22 protein-coding genes are annotated in these 23,753 nt (G+C 71.8%); 6 read left to right on the forward strand and 16 right to left on the reverse strand.

Annotated elements, in window-relative coordinates; translation table 11 throughout:
• Positions 1 to 417: 417 nt before the first annotated feature.
• The 3 genes from AB0N02_RS14310 to mraZ form a co-directional block, all read right to left on the reverse strand.
• Positions 418 to 1,044: a hypothetical protein gene (locus AB0N02_RS14310; protein WP_363945848.1), complete on the reverse strand. Its 627-nt coding sequence runs from the start codon at positions 1,042 to 1,044 to the stop codon at positions 418 to 420.
• 43 nt (positions 1,045 to 1,087) lie between these two features.
• Positions 1,088 to 2,080: a 16S rRNA (cytosine(1402)-N(4))-methyltransferase RsmH gene (gene rsmH, locus AB0N02_RS14315; RefSeq protein WP_363945850.1), complete on the reverse strand. Its 993-nt coding sequence runs from the start codon at positions 2,078 to 2,080 to the stop codon at positions 1,088 to 1,090.
• 223 nt (positions 2,081 to 2,303) lie between these two features.
• Positions 2,304 to 2,735 (reverse strand): division/cell wall cluster transcriptional repressor MraZ, encoded by a 432-nt coding sequence (gene mraZ / locus AB0N02_RS14320; RefSeq protein WP_363945852.1) that lies wholly within the window; start codon positions 2,733 to 2,735, stop codon positions 2,304 to 2,306.
• Between the two features lie 556 nt (positions 2,736 to 3,291).
• Between mraZ and AB0N02_RS14325 the strand changes: the two genes are divergently transcribed.
• Genes AB0N02_RS14325 through AB0N02_RS14335 form a run of 3 tightly spaced genes read left to right on the forward strand, consistent with a single transcriptional unit; the run spans position 3,292 to position 7,963 of the window.
• On the forward strand, positions 3,292 to 4,269 hold the full coding sequence (locus AB0N02_RS14325) for a MoxR family ATPase (RefSeq protein WP_363945853.1): 978 nt from the start codon (positions 3,292 to 3,294) through the stop codon (positions 4,267 to 4,269).
• The gene (locus AB0N02_RS14330) at positions 4,266 to 5,522 is read left to right on the forward strand and encodes a DUF58 domain-containing protein (RefSeq protein WP_363945854.1); all 1,257 of its coding nucleotides are present in this window, start codon (positions 4,266 to 4,268) and stop codon (positions 5,520 to 5,522) included. The genes AB0N02_RS14325 and AB0N02_RS14330 overlap by 4 nt, the downstream gene beginning before the upstream one ends.
• Positions 5,519 to 7,963, forward strand: coding sequence for a DUF3488 and transglutaminase-like domain-containing protein (locus AB0N02_RS14335; protein WP_363945855.1), 2,445 nt, complete (start codon positions 5,519 to 5,521; stop codon positions 7,961 to 7,963). Before AB0N02_RS14330 ends, AB0N02_RS14335 begins: the two co-directional genes overlap by 4 nt.
• A 102-nt stretch (positions 7,964 to 8,065) precedes the next feature.
• Here the strand turns inward: AB0N02_RS14335 and AB0N02_RS14340 are convergent, their stop codons facing one another.
• The 8 genes from AB0N02_RS14340 to AB0N02_RS14375 form a co-directional block, all read right to left on the reverse strand.
• Positions 8,066 to 8,461 (reverse strand): DUF3040 domain-containing protein, encoded by a 396-nt coding sequence (locus tag AB0N02_RS14340; RefSeq protein ID WP_363945856.1) that lies wholly within the window; start codon positions 8,459 to 8,461, stop codon positions 8,066 to 8,068.
• Between the two features lie 147 nt (positions 8,462 to 8,608).
• On the reverse strand, positions 8,609 to 9,847 hold the full coding sequence (locus AB0N02_RS14345; protein WP_363945857.1) for a DNA polymerase IV: 1,239 nt from the start codon (positions 9,845 to 9,847) through the stop codon (positions 8,609 to 8,611).
• 37 nt (positions 9,848 to 9,884) lie between these two features.
• On the reverse strand, positions 9,885 to 10,643 hold the full coding sequence (locus AB0N02_RS14350) for a methyltransferase domain-containing protein (protein ID WP_363945859.1): 759 nt from the start codon (positions 10,641 to 10,643) through the stop codon (positions 9,885 to 9,887).
• Between the two features lie 217 nt (positions 10,644 to 10,860).
• Complete coding sequence (nusB, locus tag AB0N02_RS14355; RefSeq protein WP_086577701.1) at positions 10,861 to 11,271, reverse strand: transcription antitermination factor NusB; 411 nt, start codon at positions 11,269 to 11,271, stop codon at positions 10,861 to 10,863.
• Positions 11,271 to 11,831, reverse strand: a complete 561-nt coding sequence (gene efp / locus AB0N02_RS14360) for an elongation factor P (protein ID WP_363945861.1) — start codon at positions 11,829 to 11,831, stop codon at positions 11,271 to 11,273. The genes nusB and efp overlap by 1 nt, the downstream gene beginning before the upstream one ends.
• A 24-nt stretch (positions 11,832 to 11,855) precedes the next feature.
• Complete coding sequence (locus AB0N02_RS14365) at positions 11,856 to 12,935, reverse strand: Xaa-Pro peptidase family protein (RefSeq protein ID WP_363945863.1); 1,080 nt, start codon at positions 12,933 to 12,935, stop codon at positions 11,856 to 11,858.
• A gap of 116 nt (positions 12,936 to 13,051) precedes the next feature.
• On the reverse strand, positions 13,052 to 14,350 hold the full coding sequence (locus tag AB0N02_RS14370) for a dicarboxylate/amino acid:cation symporter (protein WP_363945865.1): 1,299 nt from the start codon (positions 14,348 to 14,350) through the stop codon (positions 13,052 to 13,054).
• 395 nt (positions 14,351 to 14,745) lie between these two features.
• Positions 14,746 to 15,786 (reverse strand): LLM class F420-dependent oxidoreductase, encoded by a 1,041-nt coding sequence (locus AB0N02_RS14375; protein ID WP_363945867.1) that lies wholly within the window; start codon positions 15,784 to 15,786, stop codon positions 14,746 to 14,748.
• Between the two features lie 220 nt (positions 15,787 to 16,006).
• On the opposite strand from AB0N02_RS14375, the gene AB0N02_RS14380 reads away from it, so the two are divergent.
• Positions 16,007 to 16,915: an endonuclease/exonuclease/phosphatase family protein gene (locus AB0N02_RS14380; protein ID WP_363945868.1), complete on the forward strand. Its 909-nt coding sequence runs from the start codon at positions 16,007 to 16,009 to the stop codon at positions 16,913 to 16,915.
• Between the two features lie 5 nt (positions 16,916 to 16,920).
• Here the strand turns inward: AB0N02_RS14380 and AB0N02_RS14385 are convergent, their stop codons facing one another.
• The 4 genes from AB0N02_RS14385 to AB0N02_RS14400 all read right to left on the reverse strand — a co-directional run bounded on the left by AB0N02_RS14385 (position 16,921) and on the right by AB0N02_RS14400 (position 20,893).
• Complete coding sequence (locus AB0N02_RS14385) at positions 16,921 to 17,535, reverse strand: nucleotidyltransferase family protein (protein ID WP_363945869.1); 615 nt, start codon at positions 17,533 to 17,535, stop codon at positions 16,921 to 16,923.
• A gap of 103 nt (positions 17,536 to 17,638) precedes the next feature.
• Positions 17,639 to 18,781, reverse strand: coding sequence for an XdhC/CoxI family protein (locus AB0N02_RS14390; protein ID WP_363945870.1), 1,143 nt, complete (start codon positions 18,779 to 18,781; stop codon positions 17,639 to 17,641).
• A complete protein-coding gene (locus AB0N02_RS14395) occupies positions 18,774 to 19,910 on the reverse strand; it encodes a VWA domain-containing protein (RefSeq protein ID WP_363945871.1) in 1,137 nt (378 codons plus the stop codon). The genes AB0N02_RS14390 and AB0N02_RS14395 overlap by 8 nt, the downstream gene beginning before the upstream one ends.
• Before the next feature lie 86 nt (positions 19,911 to 19,996).
• The gene (locus tag AB0N02_RS14400; RefSeq protein WP_363945872.1) at positions 19,997 to 20,893 is read right to left on the reverse strand and encodes a MoxR family ATPase; all 897 of its coding nucleotides are present in this window, start codon (positions 20,891 to 20,893) and stop codon (positions 19,997 to 19,999) included.
• 92 nt (positions 20,894 to 20,985) lie between these two features.
• On the opposite strand from AB0N02_RS14400, the gene AB0N02_RS14405 reads away from it, so the two are divergent.
• Positions 20,986 to 22,326 (forward strand): potassium transporter TrkG, encoded by a 1,341-nt coding sequence (locus tag AB0N02_RS14405; RefSeq protein ID WP_363945873.1) that lies wholly within the window; start codon positions 20,986 to 20,988, stop codon positions 22,324 to 22,326.
• Positions 22,319 to 22,987: a TrkA family potassium uptake protein gene (locus AB0N02_RS14410; RefSeq protein ID WP_363945874.1), complete on the forward strand. Its 669-nt coding sequence runs from the start codon at positions 22,319 to 22,321 to the stop codon at positions 22,985 to 22,987. The genes AB0N02_RS14405 and AB0N02_RS14410 overlap by 8 nt, the downstream gene beginning before the upstream one ends.
• An 85-nt stretch (positions 22,988 to 23,072) precedes the next feature.
• Here the strand turns inward: AB0N02_RS14410 and AB0N02_RS14415 are convergent, their stop codons facing one another.
• On the reverse strand, positions 23,073 to 23,531 hold the full coding sequence (locus tag AB0N02_RS14415) for a PH domain-containing protein (RefSeq protein ID WP_363945875.1): 459 nt from the start codon (positions 23,529 to 23,531) through the stop codon (positions 23,073 to 23,075).
• Positions 23,532 to 23,753: the final 222 nt, after the last annotated feature.

The raw sequence follows: 23,753 nt of genomic DNA on the forward strand, positions 1-23,753 counted from the left end.
AACCCTCGGGGCGCGGCCTGCCCGTCCTGGCCTGGCCGCCGGGTCTGCCCGTGGAGCCCTCGGAGCGTGACCTGCCCGCCCCGTCGGGGCCGCCGGGCCTGCCCTGCCTCTCAGACCTCTCAGACCTCTCAGACCTCTCAGACCTCTCAGACCTCTCAGACCTCTCAGGCCTCTCGGGCCTCTCCGGGCCGGAAGGCCTGCCGGAGGAGCCGGACCTGCCGCCGCCCCCGGCCTCCGGCCTGTCCTGTCCCTCCGGGCGCGGCGGACGGCCCGAGGCGCCCGGCCTCCCGGTGCCGTCGGGTCCCGCGGGCCGTCCCGTACGACCGGGGCCGCCCGGGCCCCGGCGGCCCGAGCCGCCCGCGGATCCGCCTCCGGAGCCGCCTCGGCCGGGACCGGGGCCCCGCCCGCCGGTGTCCTTCACCGGCCCGTGCCCGCCACTCGCTCCTGCCCGGCGGGCGTCTGGCCGTCACCGGCGGTCCCGCCGCCGGCGGAGCGGTCGCCGGTCACGCCGGTGGTGGAGCGGTCCGTCGTGGAGCCGTCGGTGGTGGAGCGGTCGGCGGTGGAGCGGTCCGTCGTGGTGCCGTCGGTGGTGGAGCGGTCCGATCCGGTGCGGTCGCCGGTGGAGCGGTCGGTGGTCAGGCCGGAACCGGGACGGTCGGGGGTGATGGCGTTCACCTCGTCCCAGTCCGGCCGCTGTCCCTGGTTCTCGGCGTTCTTCGCGAGCCACTCGGGAGTGTCCATCAGCGAGTTCTGGTGCTTGAGCTCTTCCTTCTTCTGGCGCAGCTGGTTGTTGCCGTTACGCAGCTCGCTGGCCCTGAAGGAGTCCTGGGCGAGGATGGTGTTGAGCAGCAGGAGGCTGACCAGGCCACCGCAGAGCAGTCCGACCACGAGCAGCACGAAGGGAGCGCGCGGCGCCCGTCCCCCGTGTGCGGCAGGCGCGACCGCCGCAGACGCCGTGGCCCTCCCGGCCGCCTGACGGGCGGCGGGGGCGGGCCTGGCCTGCCTGGTCCTGCGCCCCTGCGGCATCGCACGGGGGACACGCACGGGCCGTCCGCCGCGACCTGGCGCGGTGCGGCGAACGTCTTGCTCACTCCTCGTCAACTGCCTCACGGATCCTCTCTGCCGCCCGGCACCGGGCGGAGGCCGCCCGCGGGTTGCGGGCCACCTCCTCTTCGCTCGGGAGCTCGGCTCCCCTGGTCAGGAGGGCGAACCGCGGCTGGTGAGCCGGCAACGGGACGGGCAGCCCTGGGGGCCCGGTCTCCTTGGTCCGCGCCGCGAGGACCTGCTTGGTGAGCCGGTCCTCGAGGGAGTGGTAGGCGAGCACGACCACGCGCCCGCCGAGCGTCAGCGCGTCGAGGGCCGCGGGGAGCGCGCGTTCCAGTGCCGTCAACTCCGCGTTCACCTCGATCCGCAACGCCTGGAAAGTCCTTTTGGCGGGGTTGCCCCCGGTCCGTCGAGTGGCAGCCGGGATCGCCGCACGGACAATCTCCGCAAGCCGCTTAGTCGACGTTATGGCCTCCTTGGCCCGTTCCTTGCCGATTAGGTGCGCGACACGCGGGGCGAATCGCTCCTCGCCGTAATCCCGGAGAATCCGGATCAGCTGCGAGGGCGAATAGGTGTTCACGACGATCTCGGCCGTCAGCTCCTGCTCCGGGTCCATCCGCATGTCCAGCGGCGCGTCGTAGGAGTAGGCGAAGCCGCGCTCGGCCTCGTCCAGCTGCGGCGAGGAGACGCCCAGGTCGAACAGGACGCCGTTGACGCGCGGGCACCCGGCCCTGGCCAGCACCTCGGTGAGCTCGTCGGAGACCGCCCTGACCAGGGTGATCCGGTCGGCGTACGGCGCGAGCCTGGCCGTGGAGCGCGCGATCGCGGTGGGATCGCGGTCGATCCCGATCAGATGCAGCGAGGGGTGGGCGGCGAGCAACGCCTCGGCGTGTCCGCCGAGACCGAGATTGGCGTCGACCACGACGGGGTCGGGCCCCGACAACGCCGGGGCCAGCAGTTCGAGCACGCGCTCGAGCATCACGGGCACGTGACCGCCCGAGGCCTGAAGATCATGAATGTCATTTTCGGCGCGCATGAAACGCAACCCCCCTCTCGCCGCCTCGCTCGCGGTTGTGCGGCGGACGCTCATCGGTGTCTGTTACTGGCTCCCACCCCCGGGGGCCGTCCGGCCAGGTCCCCATCCGCCCCCGCGTGCCGCCCGTCACCTGACACCGGGGAAGGTGCATCAGCTGACAGGCATGTGGTTGCGGGTGGAGACCTCGCCGAACGACGTTTTCACCGATGAGTCGACCGTGGAATCACAGAATCCCTGGCAGCACCTCCTCCGACAAGTCGGCAAAAGCCTGCTCTTGGTCGGCCAGATAGGTGTCCCAGGCGTGTGTGTCCCAGATCTCCAGCCGGGTGTTGGCGCCGATGACCACGCACTCACGGCGCAGGCTGGCGTACTCGCGCAGAGCCTGCGGGATGGTGACCCGGCCTTGTTTGTCGGCGACCTCGTCAGATGCGCTGGCGAAGAGGACGCGGCTGTAGTCGCGGACCGCCTTGGCGGTCACCGGCGCGGTGCGCAGAGCCTCGGTAATGCGCTGGAACTCCTCTACGGGAAAAACGTAGAGGCAGCGCTCCTGGCCTTTGGTGATCACCAGACCCTCCGCCAGCTCCTCACGGTACTTCGCCGGCAGGAACAGCCGTCCCTTGTCATCGAGACGCGGGTGATGGGTGCCGAGAAACACCGGCCTCACCTCCCGTGCCTAGCGGAGCGCCAGGCGCTGTAGCCCCTGCCCTCCACTGCGCACCACCATACTCCACTTCTCTCCACCGTCAACTGATTCTGCGCGTCTTAGCGATGGGTTTCGCCGTTATTTCCCCAGCTCAGAAAGGGTGGTGCGGAGTGGAGGGGGTAAGCCGCCCCGCACACGTCACGGGCGTGTCGAGAAGACGGGCGATAGCCGGCCAATCACGGAATCAACCGATCGGCGGCGCCGAGGGGTGGAAAGTGGAGCGCGCCGTCGCCCCGGCGGCGTTCGGGCGCCCCGCCCAAAACCCCTTCTCCTTTGCGAACCCGCCTCCCCTGCCGGGTCGTCACAAGATCCGAACGCCTCTTCCACAGGAACCAGACGCTGAGCTCACAGACTGTCTCTGTCCGCCGCGAAACTGCACTAATACCCACATAGAGTCGCCCAGCAACCCACGGCGTCGTAGTGTCGGTACACACAATGGAAAAGGGGCTATAAAGGCCCCGAAATACAAACCCCCCGGCGCGAAACGCCGCAGCTTCATGGAGGCCTGGTGGCAGTAACCCATGACGTCCCACCTCAGCTCGATGACCTGGTCGTCACGGCGCACCGCATCCGCCAGGCGATCGAGTCGGTGATCGAGGGCAAGGGCGACGCCGTACGCCTGGCCTTGACCGTTCTCCTCGCGGAGGGGCACCTCCTGATCGAGGACGTGCCCGGAGTCGGCAAGACGATGCTGGCCAAGGCGCTGGCACGATCCATCGACTGTCCTGTCCGCCGCATCCAGTTCACCCCCGACCTGCTGCCCAGCGACATCACCGGGGTCAGCGCCTACAACCAGCAGACCAGGGAGTTCGAGTTCAAACCGGGCCCGGTGTTCGCCAACATCGTGGTGGGCGACGAGATCAACCGGGCCTCGCCGAAGACGCAGTCGGCGCTGCTGGAGTGCATGGAGGAGCACCAGGTCACCGTCGACGGCACGACCTACGGGCTGGACGGTCCCTTCATGGTCATCGCGACCCAGAACCCCATCGAGATGGAGGGCACCTATCCCCTCCCCGAGGCGCAGCGCGACCGCTTCACCGCCCGGATCGCGATGGGATACCCCGAGCCGAGCGCCGAACTGGAGATGCTCGACGTGCACGGCGCCACCTCCCCGCTGGACAAGCTGGAGCCGGTGGCCACGACCGCCGAGGTCAGGGCGCTGATCGAGGCGGTGCGCGCGGTCTACGTCTCACAGCCGATCAAGAAGTACGCCATCGACCTGGTGACGGCCACCCGCCACTCCCCCGACCTGCGGCTGGGCGCCTCACCGCGTTCGACCCTGCAGCTGGTCAGGACCGCCAGGGCGCACGCCGCACTGGCGGGACGCGACTACGTCATCCCCGACGACCTGCAGGAACTGTGCGTTCCCGTGCTGGCCCACCGGCTGCTGCCCAGCGTCGAGGCGCAGGGCCAGCGCCGCATGCCCGAGCAGGTGATGGCAGACCTGGTCCGCCGGGTGCCCGTGCCAGAGGCACAGACGAAGTGACCTCGGGTCTCAGGGCGCTCACCGCACGCGGCCGGTCCTTCATCGCATCCGGTGTCGCGGCGCTGCTGTGCGCCTTCCTCTTCGGCGAGCACGACCTGCTCAGGATCGGCGTGCTGATCGTCTCCCTGCCGCTGCTCGCGGCCATGGTGGTCAGCCGCACCCGCTACCGGCTGAGCTGCACACGGCGCCTGGACCCGCCCCGGGCCCAGGTGGGCAGCGAGGCCACCGTGACGCTGCGCCTTGAGAACGTCACCCGGCTGCCGACCGGTCTGCTGATGATCGAGGACACCGTTCCCTACGCGCTGGGGGCAAGGCCCAGGTTCGTCCTGGACAGGGTCGAGGCGCACGGTGTCCGGGAGATCGACTACCGGGTCAGGTCCGATCTGCGCGGCCGCTTCGCCATCGGCCCGCTCACCGTGCGGATCAGCGACCCGTTCGGCCTCGTCGAGCTGACCAGGTCCTTCAGCATCAGCGACACGCTCGTGGTGACCCCCCAGGTCGTGCCGCTGCCCCAGGTCCGCCTGTCCGGCGAGCTGGCGGGCGGGGGCGACAGCCGTACCAGGAGTGTGGCGGCCGCGGGCGACGACGACGTCGCGCCGCGCGAGTACCGGCAGGGCGACGACCTGCGGCGGGTGCACTGGCGCTCGACCGCCAGGTACGGCGAGCTGATGGTGCGGCGCGAGGAGCAGCAGTGGCAGAGCCGCGGCGCGCTGCTGCTCGACACCCGCAGGTACGCGCACCGGGGTGAGGGGCCCCGCTCGTCGTTCGAGACGGCGGTCTCGGCCGCCGCCTCCATCGGCGCGCACCTGGCACGCGAGGGGCTCGGCCTGCGGCTGGTCACCGACCAGGGCGCCGAGCAGCTTCCCGACACCGGGCCGGGCTGGCCGCTGCTGGACGCCCTCGCCATGGTGCGGACCAGCGCGGCCCGCTCCCTGGAGTACGGCATCGCCGCCCTGCGGCAGGGCGGCGGCGACGGCCTGGTCGTGGCGATCGTCGGCCTGCTCGACGTCGAGCAGGCCAGGGACCTGGCCCGGCTCAGGCGCGGCAACATGACCGGGGTGGCCGTGATGCTGGACGTGGCGGGCTGGGAACAGCCGGAAGCCGCCGGGAACGAGCACTACCGGGCGGCGCAGCAGGTGCTCGCCGGGGCGGGGTGGCGCATCGTGCGGCTGCCCTCGGACGCCTCGATCGCGAGCGTGTGGCCCGAGGCCGCGCAGCGCGGGCGGTTCGCACTCAGCGGGAGCGGCTCATGAGACTTCCCATCGCGTCGGGCGCGGCCACGGCGGCGGTCACGCTCTCGCTCTATCCGCTCTTCCAGGGCGGCGCCTGGTTCTGGGCGAGCCTGTGGGCCATCGCGGTGGTCACCGCGGTCGGCGCGCTGGCCGGCCGCTACACGCTGCCGGACTGGCTGGCGCCGCTGGCCCAGGTCGTCGCGGTGTGGATCTATCTGACGGTGGCGTTCACCGGCGACAAGGCGTGGGCCTGGGTCGTGCCCACCAGGGAGTCGGTGGCGGAGCTGGGGAGGCTGCTGGTCACCGGCTTCGCCGACATCCAGCGCTTCGCGGCGCCGGTGCCCGCGAGCACCTCCATCACCATGCTCACCTGCGGCGGCGTCGCGCTGATCGCGATCCTCGTCGATCTTCTCGCCTCCCGCCTGCGCCGGGCCGCGCTCACCGGGCTGCCGCTGCTGGCCCTGTTCACCGTCCCCGCGGCGGTGATCACCGAGCCGATCGGCTGGCACGTGTTCATCATCGCCGCCCTGGGGTACCTCGGGTTGCTGGTGGCCGACGGCAGGGAGCGGGTCGGCCACTGGGGCAGGGCGGTGCTGGTGCGCAGGACCTCCGGCCTCGCCGCGTCGAGGACCGCCGCGCGGACCGGCTCGGACGTCGGGGCGCTGCGTCTTTCCGGCAAGCGCATCGGAATCACCGCGGTCGCGCTGGCCGTCCTGCTGCCCTCGCTGCTGCCCACCCTCGAACCGGACCCGCTGTTCGGCTTCGGCGTGGGCGGGAAGGGCAGGGGCGGCAACTCGATCAGCATTCCCAACCCCATCGTCAACCTGCGCGGCGAGCTGTCGCTGCCCAACGACTCGACCGTCCTGACCTACACCAGCAGCGACAACCGTCCGCGTTACCTGCGGATGTACTCGCTGGACATCTTCGACGGCCAGCAGTGGACGATGACCGGCCCCAACGGCCGCCCCGAGGACAGGACCTCCGCGGGACCGCTGCCCCCGGCCCCGGGCCAGGGCCGGAGCGTGCCCGTCACGAAGGTGACCACCAAGATCACGGTGAGCGACGAGGTCAAGACCCTGAAGTTCCTGCCGCTGCCGTACCCGCCCGGCCGGATCGACGTGGAGGGCGACTGGCGGCCCGACCGGGACACCCTGATGGTGTTCTCGACCGAGGACACCGCGGGAGGGCTGACCTACACGGTCGTCAGCGACGAGCCCACGCCGACGGCCGAGACGCTCAAGTCCTCGGACTTCGTGCCCCCGTCGATCAGGGAGCGCTACCTGCAGCTGCCCGGCAACCTGCCGAGGGAGATCAGGGAGCTGACCTCACGGCAGACCGAGCGGGACGCGAGCCACTACGAGCAGGCCGTCCAGCTGCAGGAGTTCTTCACCAGGAAGGGCGGGTTCACCTACAGCCTGGCCACCCAGGGACACGACGACCAGGCGCTGGTGGACTTCCTGATCCGCAACCGGGCCGGGTACTGCGAGCAGTTCGCCGCGTCGATGGCGGTGATGGCGAGGATCCTGGGCATCCCCGCCCGGGTCGCGATCGGCTACACCGGCGGCAGCAGGTACGGCGAGCGGTGGAAGGTGGGCGTGCACGACTCGCACGCCTGGCCGGAGCTCTACTTCGAGGGCACCGGATGGCTGCGCTTCGAGCCGACCCCGACCGGCAGCACGGGCCAGGGCAGCGCGACGGTTCCGTCCTACAGCCGGATCCGCGCCGACGGGACGGACAGCGATCAGCCGTCCACGAGCCCGACGGCGGGCCCGCGCGGGACCTACATGCCCAACGGGTCGGCGAGCAACCCCCGTGACCGGCGGCCCGACCTCGACTACGGCGGCCCCGTCGTCACGAACGAGGGCACTCCGGTCGCGGTGCGCATCGGCGCGGGTGTGGCGGTCATGGCGCTGATCGCGCTTATCCCGGCGATGTTCCGCTGGCAGGTGCGCGCCCGCCGCCGCAGGTCCTACTCCCGCGCGGCGGCCGGGCCCGCCGCGGGCTCCGCCGTCCCGGCGACCGGCGCGGCCGATCCTCCGGTGGCGGTCAGGACCGGCAGGTGGGAGGCGGCGACGACCGCGGCCTGGGCCGAGCTCGACGACGTATTGTGCGACTACGGCATGTCCCGGCAGCCGAGCGAGAGCCCCCGGGCGCTGGCCGGACGGCTGGCCGGGCAGTACGGGTTCGACGCGGAGGCCGAGGCCGCGGTGACGCGGATCGCCACGTCGGTCGAGCGGATGCTCTTCGCCCGGACCCCCGGCGAGACCGGCTCTCCGCACGAGGACCTCCGCAGGGTACGGCGGGCACTGGCCGCCACCGTGACGCGGGGCAGGCGGATCCGCGCGGTGCTGCTGCCGCCCTCGACGCTGCTGCGGATGCGGCGCATGGGGGGCCGTCTCCTCGACGGCTTCGACCGGCTGGAGAACCTCAGGTTCCGCAGGCCCGCCCGCCGGGACGTCTGAACACGTGGGTCGCCTCCGCCGGAGGCGACCCACGATCGTCACAACAGGTGGCCCGAGCCCCTCGCGGGGACGGCACGGCCGTCACGAGGACGGCGGGCCGGGCTAGCGCTCGTCGTGGCGACGACGCCAGCGCTCCTCCATCCGTTCCATGAAGCTCGGCCGGGAGCCGCCGCGGCGCCCGGCCCTGCCTGGCTGACCGGACTGGCCGGCCGCGGGGGCCTCACCGAATCCGTTCATCCGCTTCCAACTGGACAGACCCCACAGACACGCGGCGAGCATGACCACGAAACCGCCGACGCCGAGCGGGATGTAGTTCACAACGCCGACCATCAACAGGACGACACCCAGGACGAAGCCTATGGAGGCCTTCACCAGGCGGCGCTTGTAGTGGCTGCGCGGGTCACTGATCCTGACGGTATTGGCCCACTTCGGGTCCTCGGCGTAGAGGGCCTGCTCGATCTGGTCGAGCAAGCGCTGCTCGTGCTCAGAGAGCGGCACGGCGCCTCCCAAGGACGGCCCCAGTACGGGGAAGACGGTGACGGACGACACGGGGTGTCCGAACCTCGCGGTCGGTTATCCCCAGAATACGAGGCTGTAGACGTAGACGAAAGAAAACGTCCAACGTAGTCCAAACCGGAGGCGGTGTCATAGATCTATTCCATCAAACGGCGGGCGAACAAGCGACGCCGGGAGCACCGCATCACGACCGAACCTGCGGGCCGCCCTGTCCATCGCCTGCTCGGCCTCCCGCCAGCCGGTCTCCCGCTCTCCCAGGCCGAGTTGCCTGGTCACCTCGGTGGCCGGGCGGAGGTTCTCCACCCGCACCCCGACCAGGCGGAGCCGTACGCCCTCCAGGCCCGAGGCGGCGTACAGGTCGCGGGCCGTCGCGTAGACGATCCTGGCGACGTCCGTCGGCTCCCTGAGGGTCCGGGAGCGGGAGATGGTTGTGAAGTCGGCGCGGCGGAGCTTGACGCTGATCGTGCGGCCCGCGTGGCCGCCCTCCCTGAGCCGGGCCGCGACCCGCTCGGAGAGGCGGAGCAGCTCCTTGCGGATCCTCTCCGGGTCGCCGACGTCGGTGTCGAACGTCTCCTCGGCGCCGATGCTCTTGTCGGGGGTGTTCGGGGTCACCCGGCGCTCGTCGCGCCCCCAGGCCAGGGCGGCCAGGTGGGCGCCGGCCGCCTGGCCGAGATCGCGCTGGAGCGTCTCGACGGGCACCCGGGCGAGATCGCCGACCGTCTTGATCCCGAGCCGCACCAGGGCCTGCTCGGTGCGCTCCCCGACGCCCCACAGGGCCGCGACCGGAAGCGGGTGGAGGAAGTCGACCACCTTGTCGGCCGGCACCACCATCAGGCCGTCCGGCTTGCAGTGCTGCGAGGCGAGCTTGGCCACGAATTTACTGTTGGCCACCCCGACGGAACAGGTGATCCCGTGCTCGCGGACGACCCGCTCGCGGATCATCGCGGCGATCGCGGCGGGCGGCCCGAGCCGCTTGCGCGCCCCGCCGACGTCGAGGAAGGCCTCGTCCGAGGCGATCGGCTCGACCTCGGGGGTGAAGGTACCGAAGATCTCCATGATGCCCCGGGAGACCTCGGAGTACTTACCGCGGCTCGGCGGGATGATCACGGCCTGGGGGCACAGGCGCCGGGCCCGCGTCATGGGCATGGCCGAGTGCACCCCGAATCTGCGGGCCTCGTAGGTGGCGCTGAGCACCACGCCCCGCGCGCCGGGCGCGCCGACGATGACGGGGGTGCCGCGGAGCTCGGGACGCTCGCGCAGCTCGACGCTGGCGTAGAAGGCGTCCATGTCCACGTGCAGGATCGGGCAGCCGGTGTCGTCGGTCCCCAGCTGCGAACCGGGACGCGGCACCTGCTGTTTTCTCGACACGAGGTCATTGTATGGGAACGCACGTTCGACGAAGGGCTCACCGGCGACCGAGGACGTGCAGCTGGGTGGCGATGTCCCTGAGCACGGGATGGGCGGCGGCGGCCTGCTCCAGGGCGACCAGCGCGCCCGCCGCCCCCGGCTCCCCGTCGAGCAGGCGGCTGGGCACCAGGTCGGCGAAGATCCGGACGCCGTGGACCTCGCCGGGCTCGAACCCGGTCGACGCCAGCAGCCGGGACAGGGTCTCGCGGGTGAAGCGCCGGGGCGTGGGGTCACGGTCGCCCCAGCGGCCCTCGGGGTCGTCCAGGACCTGGCGCGCCTCGTCGAAGCGCCCGGCGATGGAACGATGCAGCGCCGCGGCGAGCGGGTTGGCGGCCAGCACGCTGATCGCGCCGCCTCCGCGCAGCAGGCTCGCCATGGCCTTCAGTGCGCTGACCGGATCCTCGACGTACTCCAGCACGCTGTGGCAGAGCACCAGGTCGGCGCGGTCGGCGGGCAGGAGCTCTCCCAGGTCGGCCGCGTCCCCCTGCAGGGCACGGACGCCCACGCCCGCCTCGGCGGCCCGGCGTTCGAGCGCGGCCAGCGAGTCGGGGCTGGGGTCGACGACGGTGACGGCGTGTCCGAGACCGGCCAGCGGTACGGCGAAGCCGCCCGTTCCACCTCCGGCGTCGACGATGTCGAGCCGATCCCTGCCGGTCGCGGCCACCCGATCGGCGAGTACGGCCCGCAGCACGTCCCAGACGACGGCGGTGCGGACCGCCGGGGTGCCGGACGGGCGCGAGATGCCTACGGCGCGCAACTTCAGATCGCCTCCTCTTTCGCGGTACGAGCCCCAGCCTACGCCGGGTGGCCCGCGGTACCGTCCGGGGCCGATCCACGTTCACGCGCGATCGAGATCTTTCCGCGGCGGAGGATCGGACACCACGCCGAGGAGGGGGACAAACGGGAGAAGTTCCCTCGCGACTTCCGCGGCACACTCGTGAAGGGGCCGGGCCTCCCGGCCCCCACCCGGTGGCCTACAACGCCAGTGACGGCTTGAGCTGCTTGAAACGGGCCATGAGGCCGTTGACGAACTGCGGCGACTCGTCGGTCGACAGCTCGGAGGCCAGGCCGACCCACTCGCTGATGACGACGCCCTCGGGGACGTCGGGCATCCACAGCAGCTCGTAGGTGCCGCCGCGCAGCAGGTTGCGGTCGACCGCGGGCATGCGGTCGAGCGTCCAGCCCTCGGCGTAGGTGGTGATCAGCTCGTCGATGCGCGCCCGGTGCCGGCACACGCCCTCGACGATCGTCGCGGTGTACTCGTTGACGGGCGGCTCCGCCCGCTCAAGGCGCTCGGCGAGCACGCTGAGCGGATCCTGGCTGCGCGCCTCCGCCTCGAACAGGATGTCCAGCGCGCGCCTGCGCGCCTTACCCCGTGCGGACATCAGGCGCGGCCGAGGTAATCGCCGGTGCGGGTGTCGACCTTGACCTTCTCGCCGGTCGTGATGAACAGCGGCACCTTGATCTCGGCGCCGGTCTCCAGCTTGGCGGGCTTGGTGCCGCCGGTGGAGCGGTCGCCCTGCAGGCCGGGCTCGGTCTCGGCGATGATCAGCTCGACGGCCGCGGGGAGGTCGACGTAGAGCACGTTGCCCTCGTTGACCGCCACGGTGGCGAGCATGTTCTCCAGAAGGTAGTTGGCGGCCTCGCCGACGGCGGTGCGGGAGACGTTCAGCATGTCGTAGGTCTCGGTGTCCATGAAGACGAACTCGTCGCCGTCCATGTAGGAGAACTGCATCTCGCGCTTGTCGACGTTGGCCACCTCGACCTTGACGCCGGCGTTGAAGGTCTTGTCGACGACCTTGCCGGACAGGACGTTCTTCAGCTTGGTGCGGACGAACGCACCACCCTTACCGGGCTTGACGTGCTGGAACTCCACGACCGCCCAGAGCTCACCACCGTCGAGCTTGAGCACCAGGCCGTTTTTGAGGTCGTTCGTCGTCGCCACTAGTTTCTCCTGCGTACGGCCGCTCTAAAGGACAAGCAGCTCTTTGGTCGTCCGTGTGAGAAGTTCCGGTCCGTCATCACGCGTTACGAGCGTGTCCTCGATGCGGACGCCGCCCCTGCCCGGTAGGTAGACCCCGGGCTCAACGGTGACCGGAACTCGATCCTCTAGTCTAGCGTGCTCACGGGCCGCTTCCGGCTCCGGCTCGGGCCTCCTCGGGGACAGAAACGGGACCTCGTGGATCTCCAGTCCCACACCGTGGCCGAGGCCGTGCCCGAAGCAGCCGCCGTACCCCGCCCCGGCGATCAGGTCGCGGGCCGCCGCGTCGACCTCGTGGGTGAGCGCGCCGGGCCGTACGGCGTGGCGGCCCGCCCGCTGGGCGGCGTCGACCAGCTCGTAGAGCTCGCGCTGCCAGCCGGCCGGCTCACCGATCGCCACGGTCCTGGTCATGTCGGCGTGGTAACCCGCGTACAGCGCGCCGAAGTCCATCGTGACCAGGTCACCGCGCTCCAGCGGCCGCTGCGAGGGCGAGTGGTGGGGAATCGAGCCGTTGGGACCGCTCGCCACGATCGAGTCGAAGGCGGGTTTCTCCGCGCCCAGTTCGATCATCCGGGACTCCAGCGCCCTGGCGATCTCCTTCTCCGTCACGCCGGGGCGCAGCCTGGGCAGCACGTCGGCGAAGGCCTGGTCGGTGAGCGCGCACGCGGTGCGGATGAGGCCGATCTCCTCCTCGTCCTTGACCCTGCGCACCGACTCGACCAGGCCGGACAGCCGCAGCAGGTTCCCGCCCAGCCGGAAGTAGTCGGCCACGGGCATGTGGTGCGCCTCGATCGCGACCCGGTCCGCCAGCGGGACCAAGCCGCCCGCGACGTCGCGTTCCTCGACCACCTCGATGTCGGGGCAGACCCGCCTGGCGGTCTCGGCGTAGCGGGAGTCGGTGGCCAGCGTGGCCACCGCGTCGGCCGTGACCAGCACGGCGGCGTTCGAGCTCGCCAGGCCGGTCAGGTAACGCACGTTGACGGCCCGGGTGACCAGAATGGCGTCCGCCTCGTGAGCGGGCAGCATCGCCGCCAGGCGTTGGCGGCGCTGGGCGTGGGTGACGGTCATGTCCTGCATGTTATTGACGATGTTCGTCGCTGTCGTCCCCCCTCGTTCCCCACCGTCCCCCGTGACGGGGGCGGGTCCTCGGCGGGCCCGCCCCCGTCACGGGGTTCCGGCCCGCTTCAGGCCAGGGCCGGCTCCGGCCCCGAGGCGGGGCGGAGCACGGCGGGGGCCTCGTCCAGGGGCTGCGGCGGGGCGTTGAGAACGGCCTCGTCGAGTCGGCCCTCGGAACGGGCGACCAGGACCGGCACCACGATCTGCCCGGCGACGTTGGTCGCGGTGCGGATCATGTCGAGGATGGGGTCGATGGCCAGGAGCAGTCCGGCGCCCTCCAGGGGCAGGCCGAGCGTGCTCAGCGTGAGGGTGAGCATCACGATCGCGCCGGTCAGCCCGGCGGTGGCGGCCGAGCCGACCACGGAGACGAACGCGATCAGCAGGTACTGCCCCACCCCGAGCTGGACGTGGTAGACCTGCGCCACGAAGATCGCGGCGAGCGCCGGGTAGATCGCGGCGCAGCCGTCCATCTTGGTGGTCGCCCCGAAGGGCACCGCGAAGGAGGCGTAGTCGCGGTCCACGCCCAGGCGTTCGACGGTGACCCGCTGGGTGAGCGGCATGGTCCCGACCGAGGAGCGGGAGACGAAGGCCAGCTCGATCGCGGGCCAGGCGTTGCGGTAGAAGGTGAGCGGGCTGACCTTGCCGACGAGGGTGAGCAGCAGCGGATAGCTCACCAGGAGCACCAGCAGGCAGCCGATGTAGACACCCACGCTGAGCTTGGCGAGCGGGGCGAGCAGGTCCCAGCCGTAGGCCGCCACGGACTTGCCGATGAGACCGGCGGTGCCGATCGGCGCCAGCCTGATGACCCACCACAGGGCCTTCTGGACCAGCTCGAGGAGCGAGCGGCTCAGGGCGAGGAACGGCTCCGCCTTCTCACCGGCCACGAGGGCCGCGGCGCCGAAGACGATCCCCAGGAAGACGATCTGGAGGACGTTGAGCTCGGTGAAGGCGGTGACGACGTTGGTCGGGACGATGCCGGTCACGAAGTCCAGCCAGGTTCCCGCCCCTTCCAGGTCGACGGCCTTGGCCCCCTCGGTGGCGACGGCGACGCCCAGGCCGGGGTTGAGGATCAGGCCCAGGGCGATGCCGAAGACCACCGCGATCAGCGAGGTGACCAGGAACCACAGCAGCGTCTTGCCCGCGAGCCTGGCGGCACCGGCGACGTTGCGCAGGTTGGCCACGCTGACGACCACCGCGGTGAAGACCAGTGGCGGGACGGCGAGTTTGAGGAGTTGGACGAAGATCTTGCCGACTTCGGTCAGGGTGGCGGTGAGCCAGGCGACGTCACCGGCGCGGGCGACGAACCCGAGGGCGGCGCCGATCACCAGACCGAGCAGCAGTTGCAGGGAGAAGGAGGGTCTCTTCACGAACGCGACTCCGGCGAAAGGGCGTGCCCGCGCCGAGGCGGGCACGCGGGAGGGAGAACGGGAGTGGGAACTGCGTTCAGGGACAGAGCTGACTGCTCAGGCGGCACAGGTCCACGTGCAGTCGCTCGACGAGCCACACGATCACCGGGGAGAAACTCACGAGGCGGTAAAACCTCCCCAACCGGTCGGAAATTCCGGTTTCTTCAGTGAATATCACGTCCAGCGGCCGGAGAGAAGCCTCGATCGACCGGAAAACCCGGCCGGTCCCCACGGGCACCGCGCGGGCCCCTGACGGGAGAAGGGGCCCGCGGCACCGGAAAAGACCAGGAGGGAAGGAGAAGGAATGGAAAAGGAGAGAAGGAGAGAAAGGGCCCCGCGGCGGACGGGGCCGGGGATCAGGAGGCCAGTTCCCTGACCTTCTCGATGAGCCGGATGCGCTCGTCGTGCGTGCGGGCGAGCGGTGTGACGTTGACGGTCGTGACGCCCGACTCCCGCATCGCCTGGAGACGCTCGCGGACGTGGCCCTCCGGCCCGATCAGGGACGTCTTCTCCAGCAGTTCCCGCGGGACCAGCGCGGCGGCCTCCTCCTTCCTGCCCTCCAGGTAGAGGTTCTGGATCTCCTCGGCCTCCTTCTCGTAGCCGTACCGGCGGGCCAGGTCGTTGTAGAAGTTCCTGCCCTTGGCGCCCATGCCGCCGATGTAGAGGGCCGCCGCCGGGCGGCCGAGCTCCAGCCAGCCGGACACGTCGTCACCGATGGCCAGCGCGGCCTGGGCGATGACGTCCAGCTCTCCCAGGGCCGGGTCGCGCCGGGCGCGGCCCGCGGCGAGGGAGGCACCCCAGACGTCGGCGGCCTTCTCCGGCACGTAGAAGATCGGCTCCCACCCCTCGGCCAGTTCCGCGCACAGCTCGACGTTCTTGGGGCCGATGGCCGCGATCACGATGGGGATGCGGTCGCGGACGGGGTGGTTGATGATCTTCAGGGGCTTGCCCAGGCCGGTCCCCTGCTCCGCGGGCAGCGGGAGGGTGTAGTGCCTGCCCTCGTAGGCCAGCCGCTCACGCCTCCAGACCTGCCGGCAGATCTCGACGATCTCGCGCGTACGGCCCAGCGGCGCGGTGTACGGCACGCCGTGGAAGCCCTCGACGACCTGGGGCCCCGAGGCTCCCAGGCCGAGGGTGAAGCGGCCGTCCGAGACGTAGTCCATGCCCGCGGCGGTCATGGCCAGCAGGGCGGGCGTCCTGGAGTAGATCGGCAGGATGCCCGAGGCGATCTGCAGCCGCTCGGTCTTGGCCGCGATGTAGCCCATCTGGCTGACCGCGTCGAAACTGTAGGCCTCGGCGACGAAGACGATGTCGAGACCGGCTCTCTCGTAGTCGGCCAGCTCGGCCACCGTCTCCTTGAAGCCCCCCGAATAGTTCAGGGCCATACCGATACGCATCGCGAGATCGTCCTTCCGCCGCACCCATGAGAACCGAATGTTGTTCCGTTTCCTCCGGGGCCAAGGCTATCGACTCACCGTCTGGGCACCAAGCCCCGCACCCGCGGCGCGAGGCCGGTAGCGTACGGATCTCGAGTCGGGGGACCCCTCGGGGCCGGGCGGAGCCGGACGACGAACCCGGCGGGCACCGACGAACAGCCGGCAAACGGATGGGAATGGTGTGCTGAGGCAGGCGATCATCGTGGTTTCGGGGGCGCTGGCCCTCGTCCTCTGCGGCCACCGGTTCCTTCCGGAGCTGGGCGGGTTCACACCGGTGCTGGAGAGCCTGCTCCCCTGGCTCGGCGTGGCCGTGCCGTTCCTGCTGATCTGCGCGCTGTTCACCCGTTCACGGCCGACGATCGTCGCGGCGCTGCTCCCCGCGACCGTGTGGGGGATCATGTTCGGCCCGGCTCTGCTGCGCACCCCGCCCGGCGGTCCCAGCGACGTGTCGGTCGTCACGCTCAACGTGGGCGCGGCCAACGGCGACTCGGCGCGGGCCGTACGGGACGTCTCGGAGGGGCGCGACCTGGTCGCGGTGCAGGAGCTGACCGACGGCGGCCCTGCCGCGAAGATGCTCGACAGCCGCTTCCCGCACCGCTACCAGGTGACCACGGTCGGGCTGTGGAGCCGGTTCCCGATCCTGCAGGCCAAGAAGGTGGACATCGGCCTGGACTGGGCGCGGGCGCTGCGGGCGGTGGTCGAGACGCCCAAGGGGAGGCTCACCGTCTACGTGATGCACCTGGCCTCGGCCCGCCCGGGACAGACGGCCCAGCGCGACCAGACCCTCGCCTACGCTCGCAGGCTCGTCGACCGCGACGACAGCGAGCACCTGCTCCTGCTCGGTGACCTCAACACCGCCACGACGGACCGCAAGCGCTCCGGCCTGGTGCCGCCGCTGTCGGACGCCCAGCAGGAGGCGGGCTCCGGGTTCGGCTTCACCTGGCCCGCGTCCTTCCCCGTGACCCGCCCCGACCACATCCTCTACCGGGGGTTCACCGCGACCAGCGCGGGCGTCGAGCGCGCGGCGGGCAGCGACCACCGCGCCGCGGTCGCCTCGCTGCGCCTGTGGAGGACCGCGCCGGCCCGGTGAACCGGTCAGCCCCGCCGCGGCACCGAGGTGGGCCGCGCGGCCCGCGCGGCCCGCGCCCGCGAGGCCGTCAGGTCCGCCGGGGTGTCGATGTCCGACGGATCGCCCACGTCGTCGCAGGGGATCTCGACGACCAGCTCCGGATGCGCCCGCAGGAAGGGCCTGGCGCCGACGTCGCCGACCGCGAGCGCGGCGACCTCGGCGAAGTGCTCCCTGGCGATCAGCACCGGGTTCCTGGGCTCGCCGCCGTAGGTCGCCACGGCGACGGAGGCACCGTCCCGCGCGGCGCCGATGAGCCGCTCGACGGCCTCGGAACCGATGAACGGCTGGTCGACCAGGGCTATCACCACCCGCTCCACATGGCCGGGGAGCGTATCCAGACCGGCGCGGAGCGAGGAGCCCATCCCGGAGCGCCAGCGCGGGTTGCGCACCGCCACCGCCCCCCGCACCTGCACGGTCGCGGCTCCGAGCACGACGACCACCGGATGGCAGCCGCCGAGGCGCAGCAGCCGGACCCCCCGGTCGACCAGCCGCTCACCGCGGAACTCCAGCAGCGCCTTGGGCGTACCGAGCCTGGAGCCGGACCCGGCCGCCAGCAGTAATCCCGCGCTCTCCGATCTCACCGGGCCTCCCGGAACGGCGAGCCCGCCCGGCCCGGCCGGTGCGGTCGGTGCGGTCGTCGGCCCGCCCGGTGCGGCGGCCGCCCCCCGGTCTCAGTCACCGGCTTCACGAAAGCTCCTCCCTGTCGGTCTCTCCGTCGAGCCGCGCACGGGACCCGTGCCCGTGGATCCGGCCCGACCTCTCGGTCAGCGGCTGCCCCGAACCGCCCCAGCGCAGCTGGATCAGCTCGGCGGCGATGGAGACCGCGGTCTCCTCGGGCGTCCTCGCACCCAGGTCCAGGCCGATCGGCGAACGCAGCCGCCTCAGCTCTGTCTCCCCGAGACCCGCCTCGCGCAACCGCGCCAGGCGATCCTCGTGGGTGCGGCGCGACCCCATCGCCCCGACGTAGCCCGCGGGGGTGCGCAGCGCCACCTCCAGCAGCGGGACGTCGAAGCGGGGGTCGTGGGTGAGCACGCAGATCGCGGTCCGCTCGTCGACGGTGATCGAGCTCAGGTAGTCGTGCGGCCACTTGACGATCACCTCGTCGGCCTCGGGGAAGCGCCTGGCCGTGGCGAAGACGGGACGGGCGTCGCACACCACCACGTGGTAGCCGAGGAACTTGCCGACCCTGGCGACCGCCGCGGCGAAGTCGATCGCGCCGAAGACGAGCATCCGGGGCGGCGGGGCGAAGGAGTGCACGAAGACCGACAGGTCGTCGAGCCGCCGCTCGCCGTGCGCGCCGTACCGGCGGACCCCGGTGAGCCCCTGGGCGAGCATGCCCCGCGCGTCGTCGTCGACCGCGTCGTCCAGCCGGGTCACGCCCAGCGACCCCGAGGACCGGTCCGGCCAGATCACCCTGCGGGCTCCGGCCACGCCGGGGCCGGACAGCACGGTCGCCACCGCCACGGGCTCGTGCCCGCGCACCGACGCGGCGATCTCGCCCAGCTCGGGGAACCTCTCGCGGGACACCGGCTCGACGAGGATGTCCAGGATGCCGCCGCAGGTCAGCCCGGCGGAGAAGGCGTCGTCGTCGCTCACGCCGTAACGCTGCAGGACCGGCGCGCCGGAGGCGGCCACCTCGCGGGCCAGCTCGTAGACGGCGCCCTCGACACAGCCGCCGGAGACGCTGCCCTCCGCCTCCTCGCCGAGGACGGCCATGGAGGCGCCGGGCGGGCGGGGCGCGCTGCGGAAGGTGGCCACCACGGTGGCCAGGCCGAACGTCTCACCCGCCTCCCACCACCGCACGATCTGTGACAGCACGTCACGCATGGGGCCCTCCCAGCAGCCTCGCCAGCTCCTCGAACGCGGCCAGGCTGTGCCCGGCCACGAAGTCGTCCACGTACGGCAGCGCGGCGCGCATCCCGGCGGTGAGCGGCTCGTAGCCCTCCTGCCCCTTGTGCGGGTTGACCCAGATCACCCGGTGCGCGGTCCGGGACAGCCGGGCCATCTGGGCGCCGAGCAGGGAGACGTCGCCCCGCTCCCACCCGTCGGAGGCGAGCACGACCACCGCGCCCGCGGCGTCGTTCAGGGCCAGCAACCGGCGCAGTTCCTCCCCCAGCCGGGTGCCGCCGCTCCAGTCGGGGATGGCCGCCGAGACGGCGTTCATCGCGGTGGCCGGGTCGCGGTGGCGCAGTTCCGCGGTGAGCCGGGTGAGCCGGGTGCCGGCGCTGAACACCTCGGTCGCCCGGGGCTCCGAGCGGACCAGCGCGTGCCCCAGGCGCAGGAGCGTGTCGGCGTAGGGGGTCATGGAGCCGCTGACGTCGACGACCAGCACCACCCTGCGGGGCCTGGTCCGGTGGGCGCGGTAGCGGAGCCTGGCGGTCTCCCCGCCGCGCCGCAGGGTCTCGCGGACCGTCGCCCTGCTGTCGAGGCGTCCCCGGTGCGACGGCCCGAACCGCCGCGACCGGCGCCGCTCCCGCCCTGCCCGCAGCAGGGCGAGCAGCCGCCGTACCTCGGCCAGCTCCGCCTCGGTCATTCTGGCCACGTCCCGGTTGCGCAGCACCTCGGCCGGGCTCGCGCTCGCCGTCCGGGACGGGCGCTCGTCGCCGTCACCGGAGGCGTCCGACAGCGCGGCGACGTGCCGGGTGACGGTGACCGCGGCCGGGCGGGAGCGGCCGGCCCGCAGCCCGCCGAAGTAGGCCTGGAAGACCCGGTCGTAGCGCGGCAGGTCGTCGGCGGAGGCGCACAGGGTGAAGCGGCCGGCCCAGTAGACGTCACGCGGCCTGGCGGCGTCCAGATGGGACAGCGCGCGCAGCAGGTTCTGGGTCCGCTCGTGGTCGGCGGACACCCCGGCGGCGCGCAGGGTCCTGGCGAACCCGGTCATGACGGCGACCAGGTCCCGCTCCTCCCGCCCGCCGGGGCGGCGGCCGCCGTCCCGCGGGTCCGCGCCGTCAGTCATCGGCGGCACCTCCGTCAGCCACAGAATCAGACACGGAATCAGCCACAGAGCCGGCCACAGAGCCGGCCACAGAGCCGGCCACGAAGTCAGCCACGGTGGCCGCCGAGGAGACCGCCGCCGAGGACCGCCTCGTGGTCCTCCCGGTGTTTGAGCAGGGCGCCCAGCGTCGCCGCGGCCAGGTCCGGGTCCAGCTCGCGGGCGCCGAGGGTCAGCAGGGCCGCGGTCCAGTCGATGCTCTCGGCGATCCCCGGCGGCTTGACGAGCCCGGCCCCGCGCAGCCGTCCCGCCGCCCCGGCCACCTGCCTGGCGAGGATCTCCGAGCAGGCGGGGAGCCGCCGCAGCAGGATCGCCACCTCCCGTTCGAAGGAGGGGTGCTCCAGCCAGTGGTACAGGCAGCGCCGCTTCAGCGCGTCGTGCACCTCGCGGGTGCGGTTGGAGGTCAGCACGACCACCGGCGGGCTCTCGGCGCGGATCGTGCCGAGTTCGGGGACGGAGATCGCGAAGTCGGAGAGCACCTCCAGCAGGATCGCCTCGAACTCCACGTCCGCCCGGTCGATCTCGTCGATGAGCAGCACGCTGGGCTGGGTCTCGATCGCCTTCAGCAGCGGCCTGGCGATCAGGAACCGCCGGTCGTAGACCTCTCCCTCGAGGCGGGCCGCGTCGGTGACGCCGGCCGCCTCGGCGGCCTTGAGGTGCAGGAGCTGGCGGGCGAAGTCCCAGTCGTAGAGCACCTGGGGCCCGTCGAGCCCCTCGTAGCACTGCAGCCGGATCAGCGGCGCCTCCAGCACCGCCGCGAGGGTCCTGGCCAGCTCGGTCTTGCCGACCCCCGCCTCGCCCTCGAGCAGCAGCGGACGGCCCATCCGCAACGCCAGGAACGCCGCCGTGGTCAGCCCCTCGTCGGCGAGGTATCCCTGCCCGTCGAGCACCTCGCCCAGCTGTCCGGGAGACTCCACGTCCGACGCCTTGATTGTCCGCCTCTGCATCGACTCAGGTTACGCCTGTGGGAGGGAGGTCCAGCAGGGGTGGGAGTCCGGAAGAGAGAGGGCGGGCCGCGGACGGCGTATCCTCACCCCTCGTGAAGAACGCGCTCCGCAGGATCAACACGCCGTCGAGGGTCGTCGTGGCCGCCTTCCTGGCCGTGGTCCTCACGGGCTCGACGCTGCTGTCGCTGCCCGTCGCGGTCGAGGCGGGCAGGGAGGCGTCGTGGACGTCCGCGCTCTTCACCGCGACCTCGGCGGTCTGCGTGACCGGGCTCGCCGTACAGGACACCGCGACGCACTGGACGTTCTTCGGCGAGCTGGTGATCATGGTGCTGATGCAGATCGGCGGCTTCGGGATCATGTCACTGGCCTCCGTCCTCGCGCTGCTCGTCTCCGGCAGGATCGGCCTGCGCGCCAGGCTCAACACGCAGGCGGAGACCAGGACCCTGGGGCAGGGCGAGGTGCGCCGGGTGGTCGCGGGCATCGCCAAGGTGACGCTGGCGGTCGAGGCGATCACCGCCGCCGTGCTGACCGTCCGTTTCGTCACCGGGTACGGCGAGCCGCCGGGCCGCGCCCTGTACCAGGGGGTCTTCCACGCGGTCTCCTCGTTCACCAACGCCGGGTTCACCCTGTGGCCGGACGGTGTGATGCGCTTCGTCCGGGATCCGTGGATCTGCCTGCCGCTCGCGCTCTCCGTGGTCGCGGGCGGGCTCGGCTTCCCGGTCTACGCCGCGCTCCGCAGGAACTGGCGCCGCCCGCGTCGCTGGTCGCTGCACACCAAGATCACCGTCGGGATGACCGCGATCCTGCTCTTCGGCGGGGCGGCCGCCGTCACCGCCATCGAATGGGGCAACCCCGCGACCCTGGGCGGGCTGCCCCCCGGGCCGCGGATGCTGGCCGGTTTCTTCTACAGCGCCATGACCCGCAGCGGCGGCATGAACTCGGTCGACGTCTCCCAGATGCACGAGACCACCTGGCTGGTCAGCGACGTGCTGATGTTCATCGGCGCGGGCAGCGCGGGCACCGGCGGCGGCATCAAGGTGACGACGTTCGCGCTGCTCGGCTACGTCATCCTGGCCGAGCTGCGGGGCGAGCCCGACGTCACCACGGGCCGCCGCCGCCTCCCGGAGCAGCTCCAGCGGCAGGCACTGACCATAGCCCTGCTCAGCGTGGGCACGGTCGCCCTCGGTACGTTCGTCCTGATGACGCTGACCCCGTTCAAACTCGACCGGGTGCTGTTCGAGGTGCTCTCGGCGTTCGGCACGGTCGGCCTGTCGACGGGAATCACCGGCGATCTCGGCGTCTCCGGGCATCTGGTGCTGACGATCCTGATGTTCGTCGGCAGGCTGGGCCCGGTGACCCTCGGCGCCGCGCTCGCGTTGCACGTCCAAACCCGCAGGTTCCGCTACCCGGAGGAAGGTCCCCTCGTTGGTTGACAAGAAGAGCCGCGGCGACGCCGTCGTGGTGATCGGCCTGGGCCGGTTCGGCCGCGCGCTGGCGCTGGAGCTGGTGGAGCGCGACATCGAGGTGCTCGGGCTGGACAACGACCCCAAGAACGTGCAGCAGCTCTCCGGGCAGCTCACCCACGTGGTCTGCGCCGACTCGACCGACCCGGACGCGCTGGCCCAGCTCGGTGTCGCCGACTTCGGCAGGGCCGTGGTCGGCATCGGCGGCGACATCGAGGCGAGCATCCTGACCACCTCGATCCTGGCCGACTTCGGCGTGCCCGACATCTGGGCCAAGTCGATCAGCCGTCAGCACAGCCGGATCCTGGAGCGGGTCGGCGCGCACCACGTGGTGCAGCCCGAGCACGACATGGGAGAACGGGTCGCGCACCTGGTGACGGGACGGATGCTCGACTACGTCGAGATCGACGAGGACTACGCCCTGGTCAAGACCAAGGCGCCCGGGTGGGCGGCGGGCAGGACGCTGGGCGAGCTCGCCATCCGCAAGAAGTACGGCGTGACCGTGGTCGGGATCAAGAAACCCGGCGGCGGGTTCACCTACGCCACCTCGGACACGGTCATCGAGGAGGGCGCCGTCCTGCTCGTCGCGGGTGAGACCGGCAAGGCCGAGCGCTTCGCCGAGGAGACCTGACGGCCGCGCCGGAGGCGGCCCCTCCCGGCGGACGCCCGCCGAGGGGCCCCGCCGGCGCACGGACGCGCCGGCCGGTCCGGCCGGGTCAGCCCCTCTCCTGCGCCTCGCCCCGCTCGTGGATGAGCGCGGCGAGCTCGCCGACCTGGCGGACGGTCCGGTCCTTCTCGGAGCCCTGCAGCCCCATGGCCCCGATCGTGACGCCGTCGGCGAAGTCGATCTTCGCCCAGGGCTCGCTCTCGGTCAGCGTCACCCCGAGCACCTCGGGCCACTCGTAGCGGTGCACCCGCAGCGGGTTGACCACGGTGATCCCCCGCTCGTCCGCCTCGACCCGGCAGCGCCCCAGCAGGTGCAGCACTCCGGCGATCAGGCAGCCGAGCACGACCATCCCGATCTTGTCGGGCAGGGTGAACGGCGGGGGCAGCAGGATCGCCAGCACCACCGCCCCCACGACCAACAGCCCGGCGAAGCCGTACGCCACGATCCGCCCCTTCCGCGGCCGCCACACGACGGGCAGTGGAGGCGGAGAGACGTTCTCGGGGCTCACTTGGAGATCACAATCCTTCGGGAAAACCACCGGTCACAGCAATTGTGACCCGACGCGACGCGGAACGAAACCTACCGCACCCCGTGCCCGCCCTCCCCCGCGCACCGGCCGGGGCCTCGTCGTACTCTCCGAACCCCCGTCGGGCTCCCCGCCCTCCTCCGCGCACCGGCCGGGGAGTCCCCGGCCGGGGGCCGGTGTCGTGACCGCCCCCCTCACCGGGTT

The sequence above is a fragment of the Streptosporangium sp. NPDC051022 genome, from assembly GCF_040683035.1.
GTDB lineage: Bacteria > Actinomycetota > Actinomycetes > Streptosporangiales > Streptosporangiaceae > Streptosporangium.

Coding starts and splice junctions, on each gene's coding strand:
- rsmH (WP_363945850.1), bottom strand. CDS start 2,080: ATGCGCGCCGAAAATGACATTCATGATCTTCAGGCCTCGGGCGGTCAC.
- AB0N02_RS14335 (WP_363945855.1), top strand. CDS start 5,519: ATGAGACTTCCCATCGCGTCGGGCGCGGCCACGGCGGCGGTCACGCTC.
- nusB (WP_086577701.1), bottom strand. CDS start 11,271: ATGTCCGCACGGGGTAAGGCGCGCAGGCGCGCGCTGGACATCCTGTTC.
- AB0N02_RS14365 (WP_363945863.1), bottom strand. CDS start 12,935: ATGACCGTCACCCACGCCCAGCGCCGCCAACGCCTGGCGGCGATGCTG.
- AB0N02_RS14375 (WP_363945867.1), bottom strand. CDS start 15,786: ATGCGTATCGGTATGGCCCTGAACTATTCGGGGGGCTTCAAGGAGACG.
- AB0N02_RS14390 (WP_363945870.1), bottom strand. CDS start 18,781: ATGCGTGACGTGCTGTCACAGATCGTGCGGTGGTGGGAGGCGGGTGAG.
- AB0N02_RS14395 (WP_363945871.1), bottom strand. CDS start 19,910: ATGACTGACGGCGCGGACCCGCGGGACGGCGGCCGCCGCCCCGGCGGG.
- AB0N02_RS14400 (WP_363945872.1), bottom strand. CDS start 20,893: ATGCAGAGGCGGACAATCAAGGCGTCGGACGTGGAGTCTCCCGGACAG.